Raw genomic sequence first — 19,380 nt, forward strand, 5'->3', positions numbered from 1 at the left:
CTCATTACATCATTAGAAAAAGCAAAATATGCTTTAAAAGGGGAGACAGGAACTATTATTAAGAAATAGTCTGTATAAACAAGGAGGATAAAATGACTGAGAAGAAAAAAAGGTCGCTTTCCGCTTATTCAATCTTATTACTTATCATCATTGCATTAGCTGCAATTACATGGTTTGTACCTGGAGTTGAAAAAGCAACATTAGCGACAATCGTAATGGCTCCGTATAATGGATTCGTTAACGCGCTTGATGTTTGTGTATTCGTATTAGTTTTAGGAGGATTCCTAGGGGTAGTTACTAAAACTGGGGCTCTTGATTCAGGAATTAAAACGTTAGTTAAAAAACTAAATGGTAAGGAACTATACCTTATTCCAATCCTTATGATTGTATTCGCTATTGGTGGATCAACATACGGTATGTGTGAAGAAACAGTTGCTTTCTATGCATTGATTTGTGCAACAATGGTTGCTGCTGGATTTGACACAATTGTTGCAGCTGCAACAATTATGTTAGGTGCTGGTATTGGTTGCTTAGGGTCTACTGTAAACCCATTTGCTACTGGTATTGCATCTGATGCTATTGTTAGTTTAGGTTATCCTGTTGACCAAGCTGTTGTCAACGGATTAGGTTTGTTATTATTAGTTGTAAACTTAGCGATTGCAATTTGGTTCGTTATGAGTTATGCAAAGAAAGTTAAAAATGAAAAAGGTTCAATCTTATCAACTTCTGAAAAAGCTGCAATGAATGAACATTATTCACAAGGCGATCATGAAAAAATTACTTTTACTGGAAAACAAAAATTCGTATTAGTATTATTCGCTTTTATCTTCATCGTTATGATTATTTCTGTAATGCCTTGGAGTGACTTAATTGGCGAGGCTGCTGCTGAATCTGTATTTGGATGGAGCGCATTCTTAAATGGAGTTCCTCTAGGTGGATGGTGGTTTGGAGAACTTGCAATGTGGTTCTTCTTAGCTACAATTATTGTTGGTATTGTTGGTGGATTACACGAAAAAGTGATTGTTGATTCATTTATAAGTGGTGCTGCTGATATCGTATCTGTAGTATTAATTATCGCAGTAGCTCGTGGAGCTTCTGTATTAATGACTCAAACAGGATTAGACTTATACTTATTGAATGCTGCTGCAAATGCATTGAATGGTTTAAGTGCTACAATCTTCGCTCCATTAGCTTATGTTATCTATATCGGATTATCATTCTTAATCCCATCAACTAGTGGATGTGCTACAGTTACAATGCCTATTATGGGTCCATTAACTGCAAATCTAGGTTATAATCCAGCTGTTATGGTTATGATTTTCTCTGCTGCAAGTGGAATCGTTAACTTATTTACTCCTACATCTGGTGTTGTTATGGGTGGACTAGCTATTGCTAAGGTTGAATATTCAACTTGGTTGAAATGGGCTGGAAAACTTATCATAGTATTAGCTCTTGTATCTTGCGTCATTCTTACTGTCGCAATGATGATTCTATAAGAACATTAGATTTATGCAAGACCTTGCTCAATTGATGCAAGGTCTTTTGTAACGTTTAAAAAAATATAAATGATAACACTTTTATCTCTAATAAAAGGTGCTATAATAAAACAGTAAGGAATTTAATGAAATGACTAACGACATAACAACAATACAAGATAAATTTGCATCAGCACTTGACCGACGACAAGTTTGCTCTTTTGATGTTGAATTCGTTGATAATCAAACCTCACCACTGATACATAGCGCGGCGAGGTTTTTATATTTTCTAGAGGGTGTTTGCACTTTTTCACTCAATGGGATTGATTATGAAATCATACCAAATACGTTAGTTTCAATCATGCCGTGGGACATCACAGTGATTAAAGATGTTAAGGAACCACTGACTTTTCAAAAAGTAGTTTATAATTCAGACTTTATTAATGGGTATTTAAGAACTATTTATAATCCAAAAAACATCGTTATTAATTTACATGAAACGATTAAAGAGAATCCAGTATTGTATTGCAATGATGATATGGCTGAAAGAATTCAAACTTTTATTACACACCTCCAAGTTGAACTTGGAGATGATAGTTTAAATCCTGATTATGCTAAACTCCCAGAGTTATCAGATGCTTATGTGACAAGTATGATTGTGGGAATACTCGTTTTGTTTAATCGTTTTTGTCAAAAATCAAAGCAAATAAAAGAAGTTGAAAATAATGAACTTGAAATTACGAATCAAATCCTGCGGTATATTAACACACATTTACAATCTAAAATTACTTTGGATAAACTTTCTAAAATATTCTATATTAGTGAATCAACGATTGCGAAGTATTTACAGGAAAATATCGGGTATTCGTTTACTGAAATGTTAAATGAAATACGTATTTCTAAATCATTTGATTTGTTACTTTATTCAGATTTAAGTTTAAATATCATTGCACAACTTGTTGGATTTACAGATGCATCACATTTCATAAAGGCATTTACTACTAAAGTTGGATGCACTCCAAATGAATATCGTAAGAATTATCAAAGTGATGAAGAAGTATTGAAGAAAAAAGAGAATGAAGTAATTTATAAAGTGTTAAACTTCATCAATGAACATTATCTGAATGATAAGATTAGTGGTTCTATGGTTTCAAGAAAATTTGGTATTACAATGATGGAATTAAATCATATCATGGTCTTCCAAGTAGAAAAAACATTTGATGAATATGTTGATTGGTTGCGTGTCTCTCGTGCAAGTGAGTTACTGATTACAACAGAATTAGCAATTACTGATATTGCAATTGAAGTAGGCTATAATACGACAAAAACATTTACAAGAACATTCACAAATATAAGAAAAATGACACCTGGAGCATTTAGAAAAACAGTGAATTTACAAAAGAATAATGGTGAAATTGTATCAACAAAGAAGGAAAAACCAATACATTTAGAGAATCTTTAGATATTGATTTTAATGTCTATGATATAATTTCTTTGAGGTGTAATCATGCTTAAAGGATTAACAAAAGATGAAGTTCAACAACGAATTCAAGAAGGTAAGATCAACGCTTTAGAAGTTAAAATTACTCGATCTTACAAAGATATTTTCAAATCCAATGTATTCACATTCTTTAATTTAATGAATGTTATTTTATTTGTGCTCATTGTAATGGTTAAGTCCTATCGCAATGGGTTGTTTTTTTTGACAATCATCGCGAATACATGTGTAGGTATATTTCAAGAAATTCGTTCTAAGCGAGTTTTAGATCGACTTGCGATTATCACTATGAATAAAATAGAAGTACTACGTGATGAGGAACGTATCATATTACCAATTGATCAACTCGTTTTAGATGATGTAGTAATTATCAAAGCAGGGATGCAGGTACCAAGTGATGCAATGATTTTAGATGGCAAACTGGAAGTGAATGAATCACTTTTAACAGGTGAAAGTGTTCCACAATTAAAAACGATTAATCAAGAATTATTTAGTGGGAGTGTTGTAACTTCAGGTGAAGCAACATGCCAAATTATTCATGTAGGTAAAGATAATTATTCTTCAAAAATCATTCAAGAAGCAAAAAAATTTAAAGGAATTACATCTGATTTGAAGAAAAGCATTGATTCGATACTTAAAATTATTAGTATAATTATTATTCCTTTAGGTTCATTATTGTTTGCGAATCAATATTTCATGTTGCATTTTACTCTAAAAGAAGCAGTAGTTAAAACAGTTGCAGCATTAATTGGTATGATACCTGAAGGACTTGTATTTCTTACAAGTGTTGCATTGGCAATTAGTGTAATACGTCTAGCTCAAAAGAAAACATTAGTACAGGATTTATATTGCGTTGAAACTCTAGCGCGTGTAGATACATTGTGTTTAGATAAAACAGGTACTTTAACCGAAGGTAAAATGAAAGTCATTGAATCATTTAAAATAGAAGACATTAATCTTGATGAAATTATGGGTAATTATTGTTCGATTTTTCCGGATGGGAATGCGACATCATTAGCTTTAAGTGCTTCCTATAAAACCTTTAATAATTATACATGTGTGGATAAGTTGGATTTTTCAAGTGATCGTAAGTATAGCGCAATTACATTTGAAAAAGAAGGTACATATTGTTTAGGCGCAGCACAATTCTTGTTTCCACAACAAAATGAAATTATTGAAATAGCTCAGAAATATGCAAGTCAGGGATTCCGTGTTATTTTCTTAGGTAAATCAGAAAAAGGAATTATAAATAACCAAATTAGTGATGCAATACCATTAGCTTATATGCTGATAAGAGATCAAATACGACCAACAGCTAAAGCTACAATTGAATATTTCTATAAACAAGATGTAACATGTAAAATCATATCAGGGGATGATCCGGCAACTGTTTCAAATATTGCCAAAAGTGTTGGTGTTAAGGATACAGATAATTATGTGGATGCATCACAATATACAGATGAAGAATTATCAAAACTTATATTAGAGAGAACTATTTTTGGAAGGGTTACACCCTATCAAAAGAAACTGTTTGTGGAATCACTACAAAAAGCAGGACATGTTGTTGCGATGACGGGTGATGGTGTTAATGATGTACCAGCTTTAAAAAAGGCAAATGCTTCCATTGCAATGGCATCAGGTAGTGATGCAGCAAAAAATGCTTCTAATATTGTGTTACTTGATTCTGATTTTAGTAGTTTACCTTCTGTGGTAAATGAGGGAAGACGAGTAATTAATAATATACGTAGTGCATCATCGATGTTTTTAATCAAAACTGCTTTCTCAGTTGTGTTATCTATATTAACAGTATTATTATCGCAAGCATATCCATTCCAACCCATTCAATTAACAGTCATTGGTATCTTCTCAATTGGGGTGCCAACATTCTTATTACAATTTGAACCTAATTTTCAACGAGTTGATGGAAAGTTTCTTAGAGTTGCGTTCAGAAATGCAATACCATCTGCAATGGCTATCGTCTTTGGGATATTATTAGGAATGATACTTCATTCATTTTTCAATATACCAGCAAATATGGTGTCTACATTTAATGCGATACAAACAGGCATCATCTATACTTTTACTCTCTATATGGTTTATTCACCATTGACTAAGTATCGCCTTGTTGTGATTGTATCAATGCAAATATTACTCGCATTTGCATTTGTATTTGGTGCAAATTTCTTAGGATTAACATCCTTAACACCTGAAATAATCATTACAATATTTATCTATTCTATTATCTCAATAGGGTTAGTAAAAGGATTTAAAGTAATATTTGAATCAATAATCAAGTCGCTCGGATACTAATTCGAGCGATTTTACATAGATTTAACAATATTTGCATACAAACTTAATAATTATTTTCTATTCTATACATGTACCGAGATGGTATGGGAGGAAATTTATGAAAAAATTATTAAGTTTATTACTAGCGGGGTTATTGATTGCAGGATGCTCATCAACTCCAACAAATAATGAAAATGGGGGAGAAGCAACTCCAGGTGCTTCAACTGCAACAGTAAATGTTTACACTCGTGATGGAAGTAGTGGAACAAGAGAAGCATTTGAAGGTGCTATCGGACTTGAAGAATTAACTCAAAATGCAATTGAAGTTAGTTCAAATGGCGATATGGCTACAAAAGTAGGAAATGATACAGCAGGTATCGGATATGTTTCATTATCAACTGACTTTGAAGCAAACAACATTAAGGCATTATCATTTGAAGGTGTAGTACCAACAGTAGAAACAGTATTAGATGGTACATATACAATGCAACGTCCATTCGCATTTGTTACACGTTCAGCTGGTGACTTTGGATCAGATGAAAAAGAACAATTAGTTGCCGCATTTATCGATTTCTTACAAAACTCAACAGAAGGTATGGCAATCGTTGAAAGTGCTCATGGTATTGTAGATATAACAAAAGGAACACCTTGGGCTGAATTAGCTAAAAATCACCCAATCGTTACTCAAGATAATTCAGCAATTACAGTCGTAACTGCAGGATCAACTTCAGTTAGTAAAACATTACAAGCAGCTTTAGAAGCATTCCAACCAATGGCTGGTAACTTCCAAATCTCAATGAATCAAACAGGTTCAGGTGATGGTTACAAACGTGTATTAGGCGAAGAAAAAGATGGAGCTAATGCTGCAGATATCGGATTTGCATCAAGAAACTTCAAAACTGAAGAAGACATTACAACAGCAATGGCTACAGGCGTTTATTGTATCGATGCAGTAGTTGCAGTAGTTAATAAAACAAATGAATTAACTAACGTAACAAAACAAAACTTATTCGATATTTTCTCAGGAACAGTAACATCATTCACTGACGTTAAGTAGGTTGTTATGCAAGTAAATAAGAAGTATATCAAAAAAAATAAAACGATTGATACGATTTATAAATACTTCTTTATGGCGATGGCTATTCTAGCAAGTAGCTTCATAGTATTACTAGTTCTCTTTGTTTTCACAAAGGGAATTTCGCCATTTTTAAGTGGATATGAATATGGTCAAGTTAATTTATTTGATTTTCTATTTGGATTAACTTATCGACAAGATAAAGGAATATACGGGGTTGGGTTTATTGTTATTAATACATTTATTAGTGCTTTTGCAGCTCTAATCATTTCGTTCCCAATTTCAGTATTGACTGCTTTATTTATTGTGAAAATTGCACCAAAGAAAATTAGTTCCATTATGCAAACAATTGTAGAATTACTGGCAAGTATTCCAAGTATTGTTTATGGGGTTTTTGCAGGGGGTGTGATTACAGGGATTGTAAAGGATTTAGCGTTATTGTTTGGTGTTTCTACAGCCGGAGGTTCAAGTTTATTAGCGGTTGTAATACTATTGGCAATCATGATTTTCCCAACAATTACATCACTATCCATTTCAGCAATTCAAGCAGTTGATAAAGATTTAGAACAAGCATCACTTGCATTAGGGGCAACAAAAACTCAAACCAATTTTAAGATTGTATTGATCGCTGCTAAATCTGGAATCTTTGCAGGTGCAATACTTGGTATTGGACGTGCTTTTGGTGAAGCAACAGCTGTTGCGATGGTGGCAGGTAATAAATTATTTGGACCTACATTTAATCCATTTGATATTACACGTACCCTTACTACAACAATGCTTGCAGGATTAAAGGAAACATCTGGTCTTGATTATGATATTCGTTTCTCAGTTGGATTAGTCTTGATGGTTGTTATCTTTATAAGTAACTACATTCTCAATCTTGTGAAAAGGAAAGTAGGTAATATGTAATGAGTACAAAATTAAAAGATAAAATATTAAATACAATTACTTATTTCGCAAGTGGTATTAGTGTATTCGTATTAGGCGCAGTATTATTATTTCTATTTTCAAAAGGTTTCTCAACTTTAAACTGGAATTTACTAGTTAATAATTATTGGAGTCAAAATTTATTGGGTACTGTTGATTCAATAGGTGGTGATTACAATATCACTGAAGAAGTAGAAGGAATATATTCTAATAGATGGGGAATCGCGTTAAAAGATGATGTAAATTCCCAAAAAGAAAAAGTAATTGAAGTAACATATATTCATCCAGACTCACCTTTAAAAACGATGATCAGCTCATCAGCTGGTGATAATAATAAAGAAATTGTATTGGAAAATGGATATACGATACAAAAAATTGACATCATTACAAGTGAAGGTATTCCAACGTTTACTGGGAAAATCATGTCACAGGATGCTCAAACAGTAATTCAAAATATAGATACTGCTGAAGAAATCACAAGTATTTATTATAAAACTACGGGTGGAGGTATACGTAGTAGTTTAATCACAACCTTATATTTAATTGTAATCTCATTGGTAATTGCATTACCAATTGGAGTATGTAGTGCTATCTATTTACATGAATATGCATCAAAATCAAAATTTAATAAAATGATTCGTCAAGGGATTGAAACACTTACTGGTGTGCCAAGTATTGTATATGGATTAATGGGTGTTACTGTATTATTCCCAGTTACTCAATTATTTGGTGCTACAACTACAAGTATTCTCCTTGGAGGATTAACCATGTCGATTATCTTACTTCCAACCATCATGAAATCGACAGAAGAAGCACTCATTGTTGTACCTCAAAGTTTAAGAGATGGAAGTTTATCGCTAGGTGCAACTAAATCACAAACCATTTTCAAGGTAGTTTTACCTTGTGCTGTTAATGGAATATTAACAGGTGTATTATTATCAATAGGTAGGGTCATCGGTGAGTCTGCAGCGTTAATATACACAATGGGAACATTCATTAATGATTCTCCATCATTACTATCTCAAGGAACTTCACTGTCACTTATGATTTGGTCATTTATGTCAGGTGAACAACCTAACTTTGAATTAGCTAGTGCTATTTCAATCATAATTTTAGTTATTGTATTAATATTAAACTTTGTGGTAAAAGCAATCGCAAAGAAATTCACGAAGAAATTTGCGTAGAAAGGTAAACTTATGGAAACAAGTTTTAAAGTAAAAGATTTAGATTTATTCTATGGTGATAAACAAGCACTAAAGAAAATCAATATGGACTTATATAGAAATAAAGTTACAGCATTCATTGGTCCTTCTGGTTGTGGTAAGTCAACTTTCTTACGCTGTTTAAATCGTATGAATGACTTAATTGAAGGTTGCAAAATTGTAGGAACAATTGAAAAAGATGGAGAAAATATATATTCATCGAAAACAGATATTGTCGACTTAAGAACGAAAGTGGGAATGGTATTTCAAAAACCAAACCCATTTCCAATGAGTATCTATGATAATGTGGCATATGGTCCACGTTGCCAAGGTCTTAAAGATAAAAAAGAATTAGAAGAAATTGTTACAAAAGCTCTTAAACAAGCAGCTCTTTATGAAGAAGTAAAAGATCGTTTGCACGAATCAGCTCTTGGTTTATCAGGTGGTCAACAACAACGTTTATGTATAGCACGTTGTATCGCAATGGAACCTGAAGTAATACTTATGGATGAACCAACTTCAGCATTAGATCCAATTGCGACTGCGAAGATAGAAGAGTTGATTGAAGAATTAAAAAAAGACTATACTATTATTATTGTTACTCATAGTATGCAACAAGCTTCACGTATTAGTGATTACACTGCTTTCTTCTTATTGGGAGAAGTAGTAGAATTTGATAATACGAAACTGGTATTTAGTACACCACAAGATAAAAGAACAGAAGATTATATTACAGGGAGATTCGGATAATGACAAAACTTGATGAAAAATGTACTTTAATTAAAGAATGTGTAATGAAAATGGCAAAACGTGTTGAAGACATGTATGCTTTATCACTTGAAATAATTGAAACAGGAAATACTGAAACTGCCCTTAAAGTAATTGAAATGGACAGTTTTGTAAACAGTGCAGAAGAAGAAATCAATGATTTAGCCATTGAAGCATTGTGTTTATTATCACCAGTTGCAAGTGATTTACGTAAAGTAATAAGCGCAATTAAGATTGCTTCGGATTTGGAACGTATTGGAGATTATGCAAAAAGCATTGCAGGATTTGTAGTGCGTAATGGAAAACTAGATCCTGAATTAGCACTTAAGGCAAAAGATTTAGGTGACGCATTCCTCACGATGATTGACCATGCAATGGACAGCTATAATAAATCTGATGCAGTTTGGGCAATGAGTATTCCTGAAGAAGATCTTCAAATTGATCGCATTTATGATGAGATTGTTAAGTACTTACAAGCTAAGATTAAGAAGCAAGAAGTATCGGATGATATTATCCCAGTATTAGGTATGTTACGCAATTTAAAGCGTGCAGGTGAGCACACTAAAAATATTTGTGAACATACTATATTTGAAGTAAAAGGACAACATATTGAATTTAACTAAGATACCTGTAAGGGTATCTTTTTAAAATCCAATTACTTGACTTAATTAAGTAAAAGAGTTATAAAGAAGATAGAATCAGTAGGTGAGGCTACCTTAGGGATACGGATTGCTGCCGCGAAATTGTGGAGACACAATGAGTTGGTCAACAGTCTATGTCGCGTCAAGGCATAGAATAATGTAATAACATTGCCCTAAGAAGTTAAAGCTTGAATGATATAGAACGTTTTTTTAAGTCCTTGTCTAACTGATGAGGACTTTTATATTGAAGGAGGTGAGTTGTATGAGTAGTGGTCATCCGTGTATTGAAGACATATGGCTGAATTATAATAAATTGAATAGCTTATACAGCTCATTTCGTATTTCTATGAATTAAGATTTATTGTAAGGATGCCTCTAAAAGAGGAGGATCTATTATGGTAAAGAGAATAGTAAGTTTTTTCATGCAACAATCAATTGTTGTTGAAGAAAAAATGAAAAAAATGATTCAATTATCTGTAAATGAAGTATTAAGAGAAGTTGGTAACAATCTTAATGGTTATACAGAAAATGAAGTTAAGAAACAACGTGAACATTTTGGAGAAAATGTTTTAATACAAAAGAAAAAAGAATCCATGATTAAATTAGTTTTTGATACAATCAAAAATCCTTTTTCACTTGTATTATTAACTCTTGCGGTTATTTCTTTAATAACACAAGATTATGCAGCAGTAACAATTATTGTCTTGATGGTTAGCTTAAGCAGTATTTTAGGAATTACTCAAGAGTTAAAAAGTTCAAAAGCAGTTGAACAACTCACTGAAATGGTAGAAACAACTGTTGATGTACAAAGAAAATTAGATAACGAAATTTCTAAGCGAATTGAAATTCCAATGGATGAATTAGTTGTAGGTGATATTCTCTATTTATCTGCAGGTGATATTATTCCTGCAGATGTAAGACTAATTCAAACAAAAGATTTCTTTGTTACCCAATCATCACTTACTGGTGAAAGTGAACCATTAGAAAAATTTAGTGAAGCTATCCTTGATGATACAACACCAATTCTTCAATCAAATAATCTTGTGTTTATGGGATGTAATGTCGTATCTGGTTCAGCTACAGGAGTTGTGCTTGCTGTAGGTAATGAAACAATGTTTGGTCATATCGCAAAATCTTTACAAGAAAAGGACACAGTAACAAACTTTGAAAAAGGAATTAACTCTGTATCCATGGTTTTTGTACGATTCATGTTGATCATGGCACCAATTGTTTTTTTGATGAATGGGTTTACAAAAGGAAATTGGTTAGAAGCTTTCTTATTCGCAATTTCAATTGCAGTAGGATTAACACCAGAGATGTTACCCATGATTGTGTCTGTTAACCTTGCAAAAGGTGCGATGGAAATGTCAAAGAAAAAAGTAATTGTTAAGAAATTAAATGCCATTCAAAATTTTGGTGCAATGGATGTATTGTGTACAGATAAAACAGGTACAATTACACAGGATAAAGTTACACTTAAATATTATTTAAATATCCATGGTGATGAAGATGATCGTATTTTAAGACATGGATTTCTTAATAGTTATTATCAAACAGGATTGAGAAACTTGATGGACAATGCAATCATTGCGCATGTGGATGCACTCGAGAAGAAAGATTTATTTGATAACTATCGTAAGATAGATGAAATTCCATTTGACTTTAATCGACGTCGTATGAGTGTTGTGGTTGAGAATATAAATACAGAAAATTATCAACTAATAACAAAAGGGGCTATTGAAGAAATGTTGTCTATTTGTAGCTATGCAGAATATCATGACACAATTGAACCTTTGGACAATACGCTTCGAACTGAAATACTTGATCGTTGTTATCAATATAATGAAAAAGGATTTAGAGTCTTGGGTATAGCTCATAAGAAATTAGATTTATCATCCACAACAATCTCGGTAGAGGATGAGAAAGAGATGGTTCTATTGGGATTTCTTGCCTTCTTTGACCCTCCAAAAGGTAGTACAAGAGAAGCGCTTTCTGTTTTAAAAGAATATGGTGTAAGTGTAAAAGTTTTAACGGGCGATAATGACGCAGTAACAAAATACATTTGCAGCGAAGTAGGATTGAATGTTAAAAACTTCATGCTAGGCGAAGTTGTTGAATCAATGAATGATGAGGAATTAAGTAGAGCCGTAGAAGTAGTCGATGTATTTGCTAAACTATCTCCATCACAAAAAACAAGAATTGTTAAAATGCTTCATCACAATGGTCATACAGTTGGTTTTATGGGTGATGGAATCAATGATGCATCAGCGATGAAAGCAGCAGATGTGGGTATCTCTGTTGATTCTGCTGTAGATATTGCAAAAGAGAGTGCATCAATTATTCTACTAGAGAAAGATTTAATGGTATTGGAACAAGGATTAGTAGAAGGTCGTAAGACATTCACAAATATATTGAAGTATATTAAGATTACTGCTAGTTCTAATTTTGGAAATATGTTTTCAGTGTTGGCAGCTAGTATTTTGTTACCATTTCTACCTATGATGCCTTTACAAATTTTAATCTTAAATTTGATATATGATATTTCGTGTACTGCAATACCTTGGGATAATGTAGATGAAGATTATCTAAAAGAACCTAGACAATGGGATGCAAATAGTATATCTAGATTTATGGTTTATTTTGGACCGACAAGTTCAATCTTTGATCTTTTAACTTATTTGATTTTATTCTTTGGAGTATGTCCGTTTGTTTTTGGAGGGAATTTCAATTCACTAACTCCGGAAATGAAAGTATTGTTTATTAGTTTGTTTCAAACGGGCTGGTTCATCGAAAGTTTATGGACACAAACTTTTATCATTCATATGCTAAGAACTCAAAAAATACCTTTTATTCAAAGCGTAGCTTCGTGGAAATTAATCTTGGGTACTACATTTGGAATAATTGTTGGAACACTTATTCCGTTTACAATGATAGGTACAACGTTGGATATGATGAGTTTACCTGGGTTCTATTTCATCATTCTTGTTGGTATTATCATTTTATATAATCTTCTCACATCATTTGTAAAAATAATATATATCAAAAAATTTAGCAGGTTATTATAAAACAAGCAGGTCATTGACCTACTTGTTTATTTTTATTACAAATTTTGTACCATGATTGAGATAATCGAAGACCTCAATTGTACCGTTGTGAAAATCAACACCATGTTTTACGATGGCTAATCCAAGACCAGTTCCTTCGATTTGTTTACTATGTGATTTATCGCTGCGGTAAAATCGCTCGAATACACGTTCTTTATCCTTGTCATGGATTCCTATGCCATCATCTTTTACAATGATTTCAATGTAAGAAGTACGATCCCTAAGACTAACCCAAACATGTCCATTTTCATAATTATACTTAATTGCATTTTGAATGAGGTTATACATGATTTCGTAGATAATTTGTCTTACTGCTAAACCTTTTACTGGAAGTGTTTCATCAATTAATGCAACATTTGCATTTCCAGCATAGTTTTCAAGATTACGTAATACATTTTGAATCACTTCTTGATAATCAATAGTTTCATAATCAAGCTGTACATTACCTTCATCTAGTTTAGATAATTTAATGATATCCTCAATTATACGTAATAATTGTTTAGATTCATCCACAATCTTTCTAGAGAATTCTTGAGTGTTATCACCTTGTAAGTTATTTGCCATGATTTCAGCGTATCCAGAAATACTAGTTAAGGGTGTTTTTAATTCATGAGATACATTGGCACTAAATTCTTTACGTATTTTATTGTGGTAGCTCATATTTTCTAAAAGTGGTTGAAGTTCAGGATATGTTTTGTTTGAAAGGGGTATATCCAAATTCAAATGATTAATAGGGTCAACTATTTTTTGTGTTAATATACGCGCAATAATTAAACTTATTACAATTACTGATGCGAAGATCAATAGTATGGGCATGAATGAGGAACCCAATGTACTAATAAGCGTATTCGATGTGGTACTCAAACGAAGTATATTTCCATTATCTAATTTCAATGCATAATAATAAGTTGATTCATTCAATGTATCGGAATAACGTGTTGATGCCGCTTGTCCTTTTTTAACGGCTTCAATAAACTCAGGGCGCGTTGAATGATTACTCAAACTATTTAAATTGTATCTAGAATCAAGTAAAACTTTACCATCTGCCTGAATGAGGGTGATTCTTGATTCGGAATAAAATTTAGTTTGCAAGAAGTCATCTGGATTTTTGTTATAGAGTTGCGCTAATGAATTTGTTTCATTAATTAGAGTTTGTTTTGTTGTTTTTTCTAAATCAGTATAGATTATGAAAGTACACAAAAAATAAGAAATCGCAACAAGTACGATTGAAGTTAATGCGATACTTTGAAAAATCTTTTTTTTCATTCTTTATCCACCATCTTATAACCAACACCACGAATTGTTTCGATGTAATCACTGGCATGTTCGAGTTTAGAACGTAATGTACGAATATGAACATCAACAGTTCGTGTTTCACCATAATAATCATAACCCCAAATTTGTTCAAGTAATTGATCACGTGTTAAAACAATACCTTGATTTTCCATCAAAAGTTTTAATAATTCAAATTCTTTTAAAGTTAAAATGATTCGTTTATCTTGTAACAAGACAAAATGACGTTGTGTATCGATTGTTAAATCCTTAAAGGAAATTGTTTTTGAAGGAGTTGGTTTATCAGTTCTACGAAGAACTGCTTTCACTCTTGCGACAAGTTCCATGATACCAAACGGTTTTGTGATATAATCATCGGCACCAAGATCAAGGCCTTGTACCTTATCATATTCACTATTTTTTGCCGTCAACAAAATAACGGGTATATTCTTCGTAGTAATTGAAGTTTTCAATTGTTTTAAAATTGATAATCCACTTTCCCCAGGAAGCATAATATCTAATAGTATTAATTCTGGTTTTTCATCAGCAATAGCTGGATAAAATGATTTCGCATCACTAAAACCTCTGGCTTGAAAACCAGTGTTATTGAGAGTATAGACAATCAGTTCTTGAATATTTTGTTCATCTTCTACGCAGTATATCATATCATCACCTACCCATAGTTTACGTGTTTTATGCGCTAACTTCAATCACTCATCCTTTATTTAACACAAAATTAACAATTTATCATCTTTGTATAAATATGTTATTTTCTAAGAAAGATGATATAATTGGAATCGGTGATAAAAAATGAATAAAATTAAATATGCTTTACTTCGATTTATGCAAGGACGATATGGAGTAGATAGTCTTAACAATTTCATTTTGTATACTTCTATTGGGATATACATAATTGATATCTTCTTTGTTAAGGATTTCTATTTGTCTATTGTTTCTCAATTGATGGTAATTGTGGTTATTTTTCGTATGTTTTCTAAGAATTGGATGGCAAGGCAAAAGGAAAATGCAACGTTCTTAAAACTTACAAAAGGAATTCGTCGATATTTTGTTTGTCTTCAAAAACAAATGAAAGATCGTGAACATGCTTATTTCTTGTGTCCAAACTGTAAACAAATTGTACGTGTACCTAGAGGCAAAGGTAAAATTGAATTGATATGCCCAACATGCAAAACTAAATTTGAAAGAAAGTCATAAAAAAATGTAGGTAAACTACATTTTTTTTAATGCTCGAACTTTTGAAATACCCTCTATTGAATTCAATTCTTGTATTAAAGTTTCGTTTATTTCGTTTTCTAAGTCAATTAATGTATATGCAAATTGACCTTTTGAATTGTTCATCAAGTTGGATATATTCAGACTGTATTTTGCAAGTGTTTGAGTGATTTGGCCAATCATGTTGGGAATGTTTTTATGCAAAATCGCAAGACGGCTTGTTACAGAACAAATTCCCATATCACAGCTTGGATAGTTTACTGAATTTTTAATATTTCCGTTTTCGATATAGTCCATCATTTCTAAAACAGCCATATGAGCACAATTATCTTCTGATTCTTCGGTTGAAGCACCAAGGTGAGGAATCACAATAGTATTTTTCATTTTCATGATTGTCGGATTTGGAAAGTCAGTAATGTATTTTCTAACGATACCACTTTCAATTGCAGCATGTAAATCCTCTTCATTGACTAAGGTATCTCTTGAGAAATTAAGCAATACTGTTCCTACTTTCATTTTACTTATAATTGAAGAGTTAATCATACCCTTCGAATCACTTGTTAGTGGTAAATGTAGCGTAATGAAATCTGATTTTTCTAATAGAGCATTAATATCAGTTGCATGTTCAACTTTGGATGATAAACTCCATGCCGCATGAATTGATATGAAGGGATCATAACCGATTACTTTCATGCCTAATGAGATAGCTACATTCGCAACTTTTGCACCAATTGCTCCAAGACCAATAACTCCTAACGTTTTTCCTTGAATTTCAGTACCAGCGAAATTCTTTTTTTCTTTCTCTGTAGTTTTTGTAATGTTTGCATCTTGTGCGTTATTTCGGCACCATTCAATACCACCGACTAAATCACGGCATGCTAATAACATACTGGCGATAACTAATTCCTTTACACCGTTGGCATTTGCACCAGGTGTATTGAAAACTACAATACCTTGTTCACTACAAACATCAAGAGGAATATTGTTGACTCCAGCACCTGCTCTTGCAATACAATTAAGTTCTTTTGAAAATGTTAAATCCAACATAGGAGCACTACGCACAAGTATACCTTGAGCTTCATCAACAGTATCAGTAATTACATAAGAATCTGTTAGCTCATCTAGTCCTTTTGGTGAAATTGGATTAAGGCAATGGATTTTAATCATACGGATGACCTTTTCTTTCTTCAAAGTCTTTCATCAAGTTTATAAGCGCTTGTATACCATCAATAGGCATAGCGTTATAAATGCTTGCACGCATACCACCTACAGAACGATGACCTTTAATATTCTCGATACCAACTGCTTTAGCTTCTTTGATAAACTGTGTATCAAGTTCATCATTTCCTGTTATAAATGGAACATTCATGATTGAACGATAGTTTACATCTACAGGACATTTAAATAGCGTACTTTCCTCAATAGCGTCGTAGAGTAACTTAGCTTTATCTCTATTTCTTTGCTGAAGTACTTCAAGACCACCTTGTTTTTTTATCCATTTGAATACTTTGCCACACATATAAATTGTAAAGGTAGGTGGGGTATTGTACATAGAATCATGATCAGCATAAGTTTTATACTTCAATAGAGTAGGAGTAGGATTAAATGTTGTTTCTTGAATCAAATCTTTTCTAATGATTACGACACATACACCTGAAGGTCCTATATTTTTTTGAGCACCCGCAAAGAGTAATCCATATTTTGATACATCAATTGGTTCTGATAAGAAACAAGATGATACATCTGCAACTAGTGGTATACCATTTGTATTAGGTAAGTCTTTGAATTTTGTACCATAAATTGTGTTATTTTCACAAAGGTATACATAATCAGCATCGGGACGAATCTCTAGATTTTCGACGTTAGGAATTGTCGTGAAGTTAGAATCTTTCGATGAAGCGATTATTTTTGCATCTAGAAATAACTGTGCTTCTTCATATGCTTTCTTTGAAAATTGTCCAGTAATCAAATAATCTGCTTTACCGTTTTTAATCAAATTCATAGGTACCATTGAAAATTGCAAAGATGCACCACCTTGAATAAATAGAATTTCATAATTATCAGGTATATTTGCAATGTCTCTCAAGTCTTGTTTTGCTTCATTTAGTATAGTTTCGAATACCTTTGAGCGATGTGACATTTCCATAACAGACATGCCTGAATCTGAGTAGTTCTGTAACTCGATTTGTGCTTCTTTTAACACTTCTTTTGGTAGAACAGCAGGACCTGCAGAAAAATTATAAATTGTTTTCATGATAACCCTCCATTTTCACCTATTATACAATTAATAGGAAGAAGGACAAGTACTTCTTCTTTTTAGTAGCTTATCGATGATGATTTAATTAAGGTAAGAATTACTTAATATTTCATTATTTTAATATTTTTATCATTTTTTGCACGAAATGTTTAATTGTAATCGTTTTAGTAGTGAGAGAAGGAGGAAATGATTATGAAAAAATTACTCTCAGTAGTAGCGATTATAGGTATGTTAGCACTTGGTACCTCAAATGTTTTTGCAGCACAAGATACAGTAGATTGTCCAAGAAATGGAGAAGACTGTCCAAGAAGTAGTGAAGAATGTTTGAACAACAGCGAAGATTGTCCAATGTTATACCAAGGTCGTCGTTATTCGAATCAATCTAAGAGTTCAAAAAACACAGGAAGTGTAAAAAATGTTAGAATGGGACAAGGAAGAAACTGTCATAACTAAAAGTAGGTAAATATGTTAAATGAAGAACAACTTGAAAAAGCGATCGATTTGTACGCAAACGATGTAAGAAGAATTTGCTTTATATATAGTAAGTCAGAGGCAGATGTCGATGATATTTTTCAAGATGTCTTCATAAAGTATTACAAACTTAATCAACCTTTCCTTGATCCGCAACATGAAAAGGCGTGGATACTTCGAGTTACAATTAATTCATGCAAAGATTTCATTAAAAGTTGGTTTCGGAAGAATGTTGAACTAACGGATGATTTCAGTCAGTTTTCAATCAATCCCGATAAAGATGACGGGGAACTTATCCTTGAGGTAAGGAAACTCAAGAAAGACTATGCCACTGTTATTTATTTGTATTATTATGAAGAATACAGTTTAAAAGAAATTGCATCCATATGTGAATGTAGTATTAATACAATATCATCAAGACTTCAGCGTGCAAGAGCGGAGTTGAAAAAAAGACTAGGAGGTGATGTGTTAAATGAAGAGAATGAAACAACTTGATCAAATTCAAGTCAGTGATATGAAGAAAGAAGAAATCTTTCGAAAAGTTATAAAACCTAAACACTCAAACAATGTACGATATGGATTTGCTTTTGCGATGATTCTTGTTTTGGTTGTGACATCATTATCTTTCTTTAGTCAATCACCATCTTCTATTGTAGTGAGTTCAATCGCAATGGAAGTTAATCCTAGTATTGTTTTGAACTTAGATAAGAATAATCGTGTTGTTGAAGTTGTGGATGTTAATGGCGATGCCACTAATTTGCTTAGTGAAATACATGTGATTGGTTTAGATATTCAAGAAGCAATGGATATGATTATTGATTCACCAGTGTATCAAGCTAACTATATCAATAACTATTTAGAAGTGAGTGTCTATTCAGAAAATTTAGCTATATCAAATTCATTAGATCAACTAGTAAATGGAGTACTTCAAAAGAATTTTAATGGTAAAAACTGTCATAGCCAACAAGTGGATAAAGAGACTTGGGAAAACGCAAGGAAAAGAAACATGGGTGTTGGAAAATACCAAGCGATAACTAATATTATTGAAACAACTGATGAATACACATTTGATGAGTTAGAACATTGTTCTATGAATGAGTTAAATGAGATACAAGGACATTGTCAAAAAGGAAACGGCAATGGATATAGAAAAGGGTGCAACGATTAA

Annotated in this window: 17 protein-coding genes and 1 riboswitch; of the genes, 13 read left to right on the forward strand and 4 right to left on the reverse strand. The window is 32.4% G+C overall.

The window, feature by feature from the left end:
* Positions 1-92: 92 nt before the first annotated feature.
* The 9 genes from RR643_RS00750 to mgtA all read left to right on the forward strand — a co-directional run bounded on the left by RR643_RS00750 (position 93) and on the right by mgtA (position 12,940).
* On the forward strand, positions 93-1,496 hold the full coding sequence (locus RR643_RS00750) for a YfcC family protein (protein WP_332482027.1): 1,404 nt from the start codon (positions 93-95) through the stop codon (positions 1,494-1,496).
* A 130-nt stretch (positions 1,497-1,626) separates the two neighbouring features.
* Positions 1,627-2,937, forward strand: coding sequence for a helix-turn-helix domain-containing protein (locus RR643_RS00755; protein WP_332472322.1), 1,311 nt, complete (start codon positions 1,627-1,629; stop codon positions 2,935-2,937).
* 45 nt (positions 2,938-2,982) lie between these two features.
* A complete protein-coding gene (locus tag RR643_RS00760) occupies positions 2,983-5,283 on the forward strand; it encodes an HAD-IC family P-type ATPase (protein ID WP_332482028.1) in 2,301 nt (766 codons plus the stop codon).
* A 97-nt stretch (positions 5,284-5,380) separates the two neighbouring features.
* Positions 5,381-6,319, forward strand: coding sequence for a substrate-binding domain-containing protein (locus tag RR643_RS00765; protein WP_332482029.1), 939 nt, complete (start codon positions 5,381-5,383; stop codon positions 6,317-6,319).
* Between the two features lie 6 nt (positions 6,320-6,325).
* Positions 6,326-7,246 carry a phosphate ABC transporter permease subunit PstC gene (gene pstC, locus RR643_RS00770; RefSeq protein WP_332482030.1) on the forward strand — a complete coding sequence of 307 codons (921 nt, stop codon included), beginning with the start codon at positions 6,326-6,328 and terminating at the stop codon, positions 7,244-7,246.
* Positions 7,246-8,448 (forward strand): phosphate ABC transporter permease PstA, encoded by a 1,203-nt coding sequence (pstA, locus tag RR643_RS00775; protein WP_332472318.1) that lies wholly within the window; start codon positions 7,246-7,248, stop codon positions 8,446-8,448. Before pstC ends, pstA begins: the two co-directional genes overlap by 1 nt.
* A 12-nt stretch (positions 8,449-8,460) precedes the next feature.
* Positions 8,461-9,216, forward strand: a complete 756-nt coding sequence (pstB, locus tag RR643_RS00780; RefSeq protein ID WP_332472317.1) for a phosphate ABC transporter ATP-binding protein PstB — start codon at positions 8,461-8,463, stop codon at positions 9,214-9,216.
* Positions 9,216-9,857 (forward strand): phosphate signaling complex protein PhoU, encoded by a 642-nt coding sequence (gene phoU, locus RR643_RS00785; RefSeq protein WP_332472316.1) that lies wholly within the window; start codon positions 9,216-9,218, stop codon positions 9,855-9,857. The genes pstB and phoU overlap by 1 nt, the downstream gene beginning before the upstream one ends.
* A gap of 67 nt (positions 9,858-9,924) precedes the next feature.
* Positions 9,925-10,083, forward strand: a riboswitch (M-box (ykoK) riboswitch).
* 187 nt (positions 10,084-10,270) lie between these two features.
* Entirely contained in the window at positions 10,271-12,940 is a 2,670-nt protein-coding gene (mgtA, locus tag RR643_RS00790) for a magnesium-translocating P-type ATPase (protein ID WP_332482031.1), read from the forward strand.
* Positions 12,941-12,958: 18 nt separating this feature from the next.
* On the opposite strand, the gene RR643_RS00795 is transcribed toward mgtA, so the two are convergent.
* Positions 12,959-14,245 (reverse strand): sensor histidine kinase, encoded by a 1,287-nt coding sequence (locus tag RR643_RS00795; RefSeq protein ID WP_332472314.1) that lies wholly within the window; start codon positions 14,243-14,245, stop codon positions 12,959-12,961.
* Entirely contained in the window at positions 14,242-14,916 is a 675-nt protein-coding gene (locus RR643_RS00800) for a response regulator transcription factor (RefSeq protein WP_332482032.1), read from the reverse strand. The genes RR643_RS00795 and RR643_RS00800 overlap by 4 nt, the downstream gene beginning before the upstream one ends.
* Positions 14,917-15,061: 145 nt before the next feature.
* Between RR643_RS00800 and RR643_RS00805 the strand changes: the two genes are divergently transcribed.
* The gene (locus RR643_RS00805) at positions 15,062-15,466 is read left to right on the forward strand and encodes a hypothetical protein (RefSeq protein WP_332472312.1); all 405 of its coding nucleotides are present in this window, start codon (positions 15,062-15,064) and stop codon (positions 15,464-15,466) included.
* A 15-nt stretch (positions 15,467-15,481) separates the two neighbouring features.
* On the opposite strand, the gene RR643_RS00810 is transcribed toward RR643_RS00805, so the two are convergent.
* Positions 15,482-16,651, reverse strand: coding sequence for a phosphoglycerate dehydrogenase (locus RR643_RS00810; protein WP_332482033.1), 1,170 nt, complete (start codon positions 16,649-16,651; stop codon positions 15,482-15,484).
* On the reverse strand, positions 16,644-17,738 hold the full coding sequence (serC, locus tag RR643_RS00815; RefSeq protein ID WP_332482034.1) for a 3-phosphoserine/phosphohydroxythreonine transaminase: 1,095 nt from the start codon (positions 17,736-17,738) through the stop codon (positions 16,644-16,646). Before serC ends, RR643_RS00810 begins: the two co-directional genes overlap by 8 nt.
* 195 nt (positions 17,739-17,933) lie before the next feature.
* Here serC and RR643_RS00820 point away from each other — a divergent pair, with 195 nt between their 5' ends.
* Genes RR643_RS00820 through RR643_RS00830 form a run of 3 tightly spaced genes read left to right on the forward strand, consistent with a single transcriptional unit; the run spans position 17,934 to position 19,380 of the window.
* Positions 17,934-18,194 carry a hypothetical protein gene (locus RR643_RS00820; RefSeq protein WP_332472309.1) on the forward strand — a complete coding sequence of 87 codons (261 nt, stop codon included), beginning with the start codon at positions 17,934-17,936 and terminating at the stop codon, positions 18,192-18,194.
* Positions 18,195-18,206: 12 nt separating this feature from the next.
* Positions 18,207-18,707, forward strand: coding sequence for an RNA polymerase sigma factor (locus RR643_RS00825; protein WP_332472308.1), 501 nt, complete (start codon positions 18,207-18,209; stop codon positions 18,705-18,707).
* Complete coding sequence (locus tag RR643_RS00830) at positions 18,685-19,380, forward strand: anti-sigma-I factor RsgI family protein (protein WP_332482035.1); 696 nt, start codon at positions 18,685-18,687, stop codon at positions 19,378-19,380. Before RR643_RS00825 ends, RR643_RS00830 begins: the two co-directional genes overlap by 23 nt.

Origin of the sequence: Anaerorhabdus sp. (assembly GCF_036637135.1) — a bacterium.
In the GTDB taxonomy this organism is placed as follows: Bacteria; Bacillota_I; Bacilli_A; order Erysipelotrichales; family Erysipelotrichaceae; genus Anaerorhabdus.

Excerpts from the sequence above, each read along its gene's own strand:
- RR643_RS00750 (WP_332482027.1), top strand. The coding sequence starts at position 93 with ATGACTGAGAAGAAAAAAAGGTCGCTTTCCGCTTATTCAATCTTATTA.
- RR643_RS00755 (WP_332472322.1), top strand. The coding sequence starts at position 1,627 with ATGACTAACGACATAACAACAATACAAGATAAATTTGCATCAGCACTT.
- RR643_RS00760 (WP_332482028.1), top strand. The coding sequence starts at position 2,983 with ATGCTTAAAGGATTAACAAAAGATGAAGTTCAACAACGAATTCAAGAA.
- RR643_RS00765 (WP_332482029.1), top strand. The coding sequence starts at position 5,381 with ATGAAAAAATTATTAAGTTTATTACTAGCGGGGTTATTGATTGCAGGA.
- pstC (WP_332482030.1), top strand. The coding sequence starts at position 6,326 with ATGCAAGTAAATAAGAAGTATATCAAAAAAAATAAAACGATTGATACG.
- pstA (WP_332472318.1), top strand. The coding sequence starts at position 7,246 with ATGAGTACAAAATTAAAAGATAAAATATTAAATACAATTACTTATTTC.
- pstB (WP_332472317.1), top strand. The coding sequence starts at position 8,461 with ATGGAAACAAGTTTTAAAGTAAAAGATTTAGATTTATTCTATGGTGAT.
- phoU (WP_332472316.1), top strand. The coding sequence starts at position 9,216 with ATGACAAAACTTGATGAAAAATGTACTTTAATTAAAGAATGTGTAATG.
- mgtA (WP_332482031.1), top strand. The coding sequence starts at position 10,271 with ATGGTAAAGAGAATAGTAAGTTTTTTCATGCAACAATCAATTGTTGTT.
- RR643_RS00795 (WP_332472314.1), bottom strand. The coding sequence starts at position 14,245 with ATGAAAAAAAAGATTTTTCAAAGTATCGCATTAACTTCAATCGTACTT.
- RR643_RS00800 (WP_332482032.1), bottom strand. The coding sequence starts at position 14,916 with ATGATATACTGCGTAGAAGATGAACAAAATATTCAAGAACTGATTGTC.
- RR643_RS00805 (WP_332472312.1), top strand. The coding sequence starts at position 15,062 with ATGAATAAAATTAAATATGCTTTACTTCGATTTATGCAAGGACGATAT.
- RR643_RS00810 (WP_332482033.1), bottom strand. The coding sequence starts at position 16,651 with ATGATTAAAATCCATTGCCTTAATCCAATTTCACCAAAAGGACTAGAT.
- serC (WP_332482034.1), bottom strand. The coding sequence starts at position 17,738 with ATGAAAACAATTTATAATTTTTCTGCAGGTCCTGCTGTTCTACCAAAA.
- RR643_RS00820 (WP_332472309.1), top strand. The coding sequence starts at position 17,934 with ATGAAAAAATTACTCTCAGTAGTAGCGATTATAGGTATGTTAGCACTT.
- RR643_RS00825 (WP_332472308.1), top strand. The coding sequence starts at position 18,207 with ATGTTAAATGAAGAACAACTTGAAAAAGCGATCGATTTGTACGCAAAC.
- RR643_RS00830 (WP_332482035.1), top strand. The coding sequence starts at position 18,685 with ATGAAGAGAATGAAACAACTTGATCAAATTCAAGTCAGTGATATGAAG.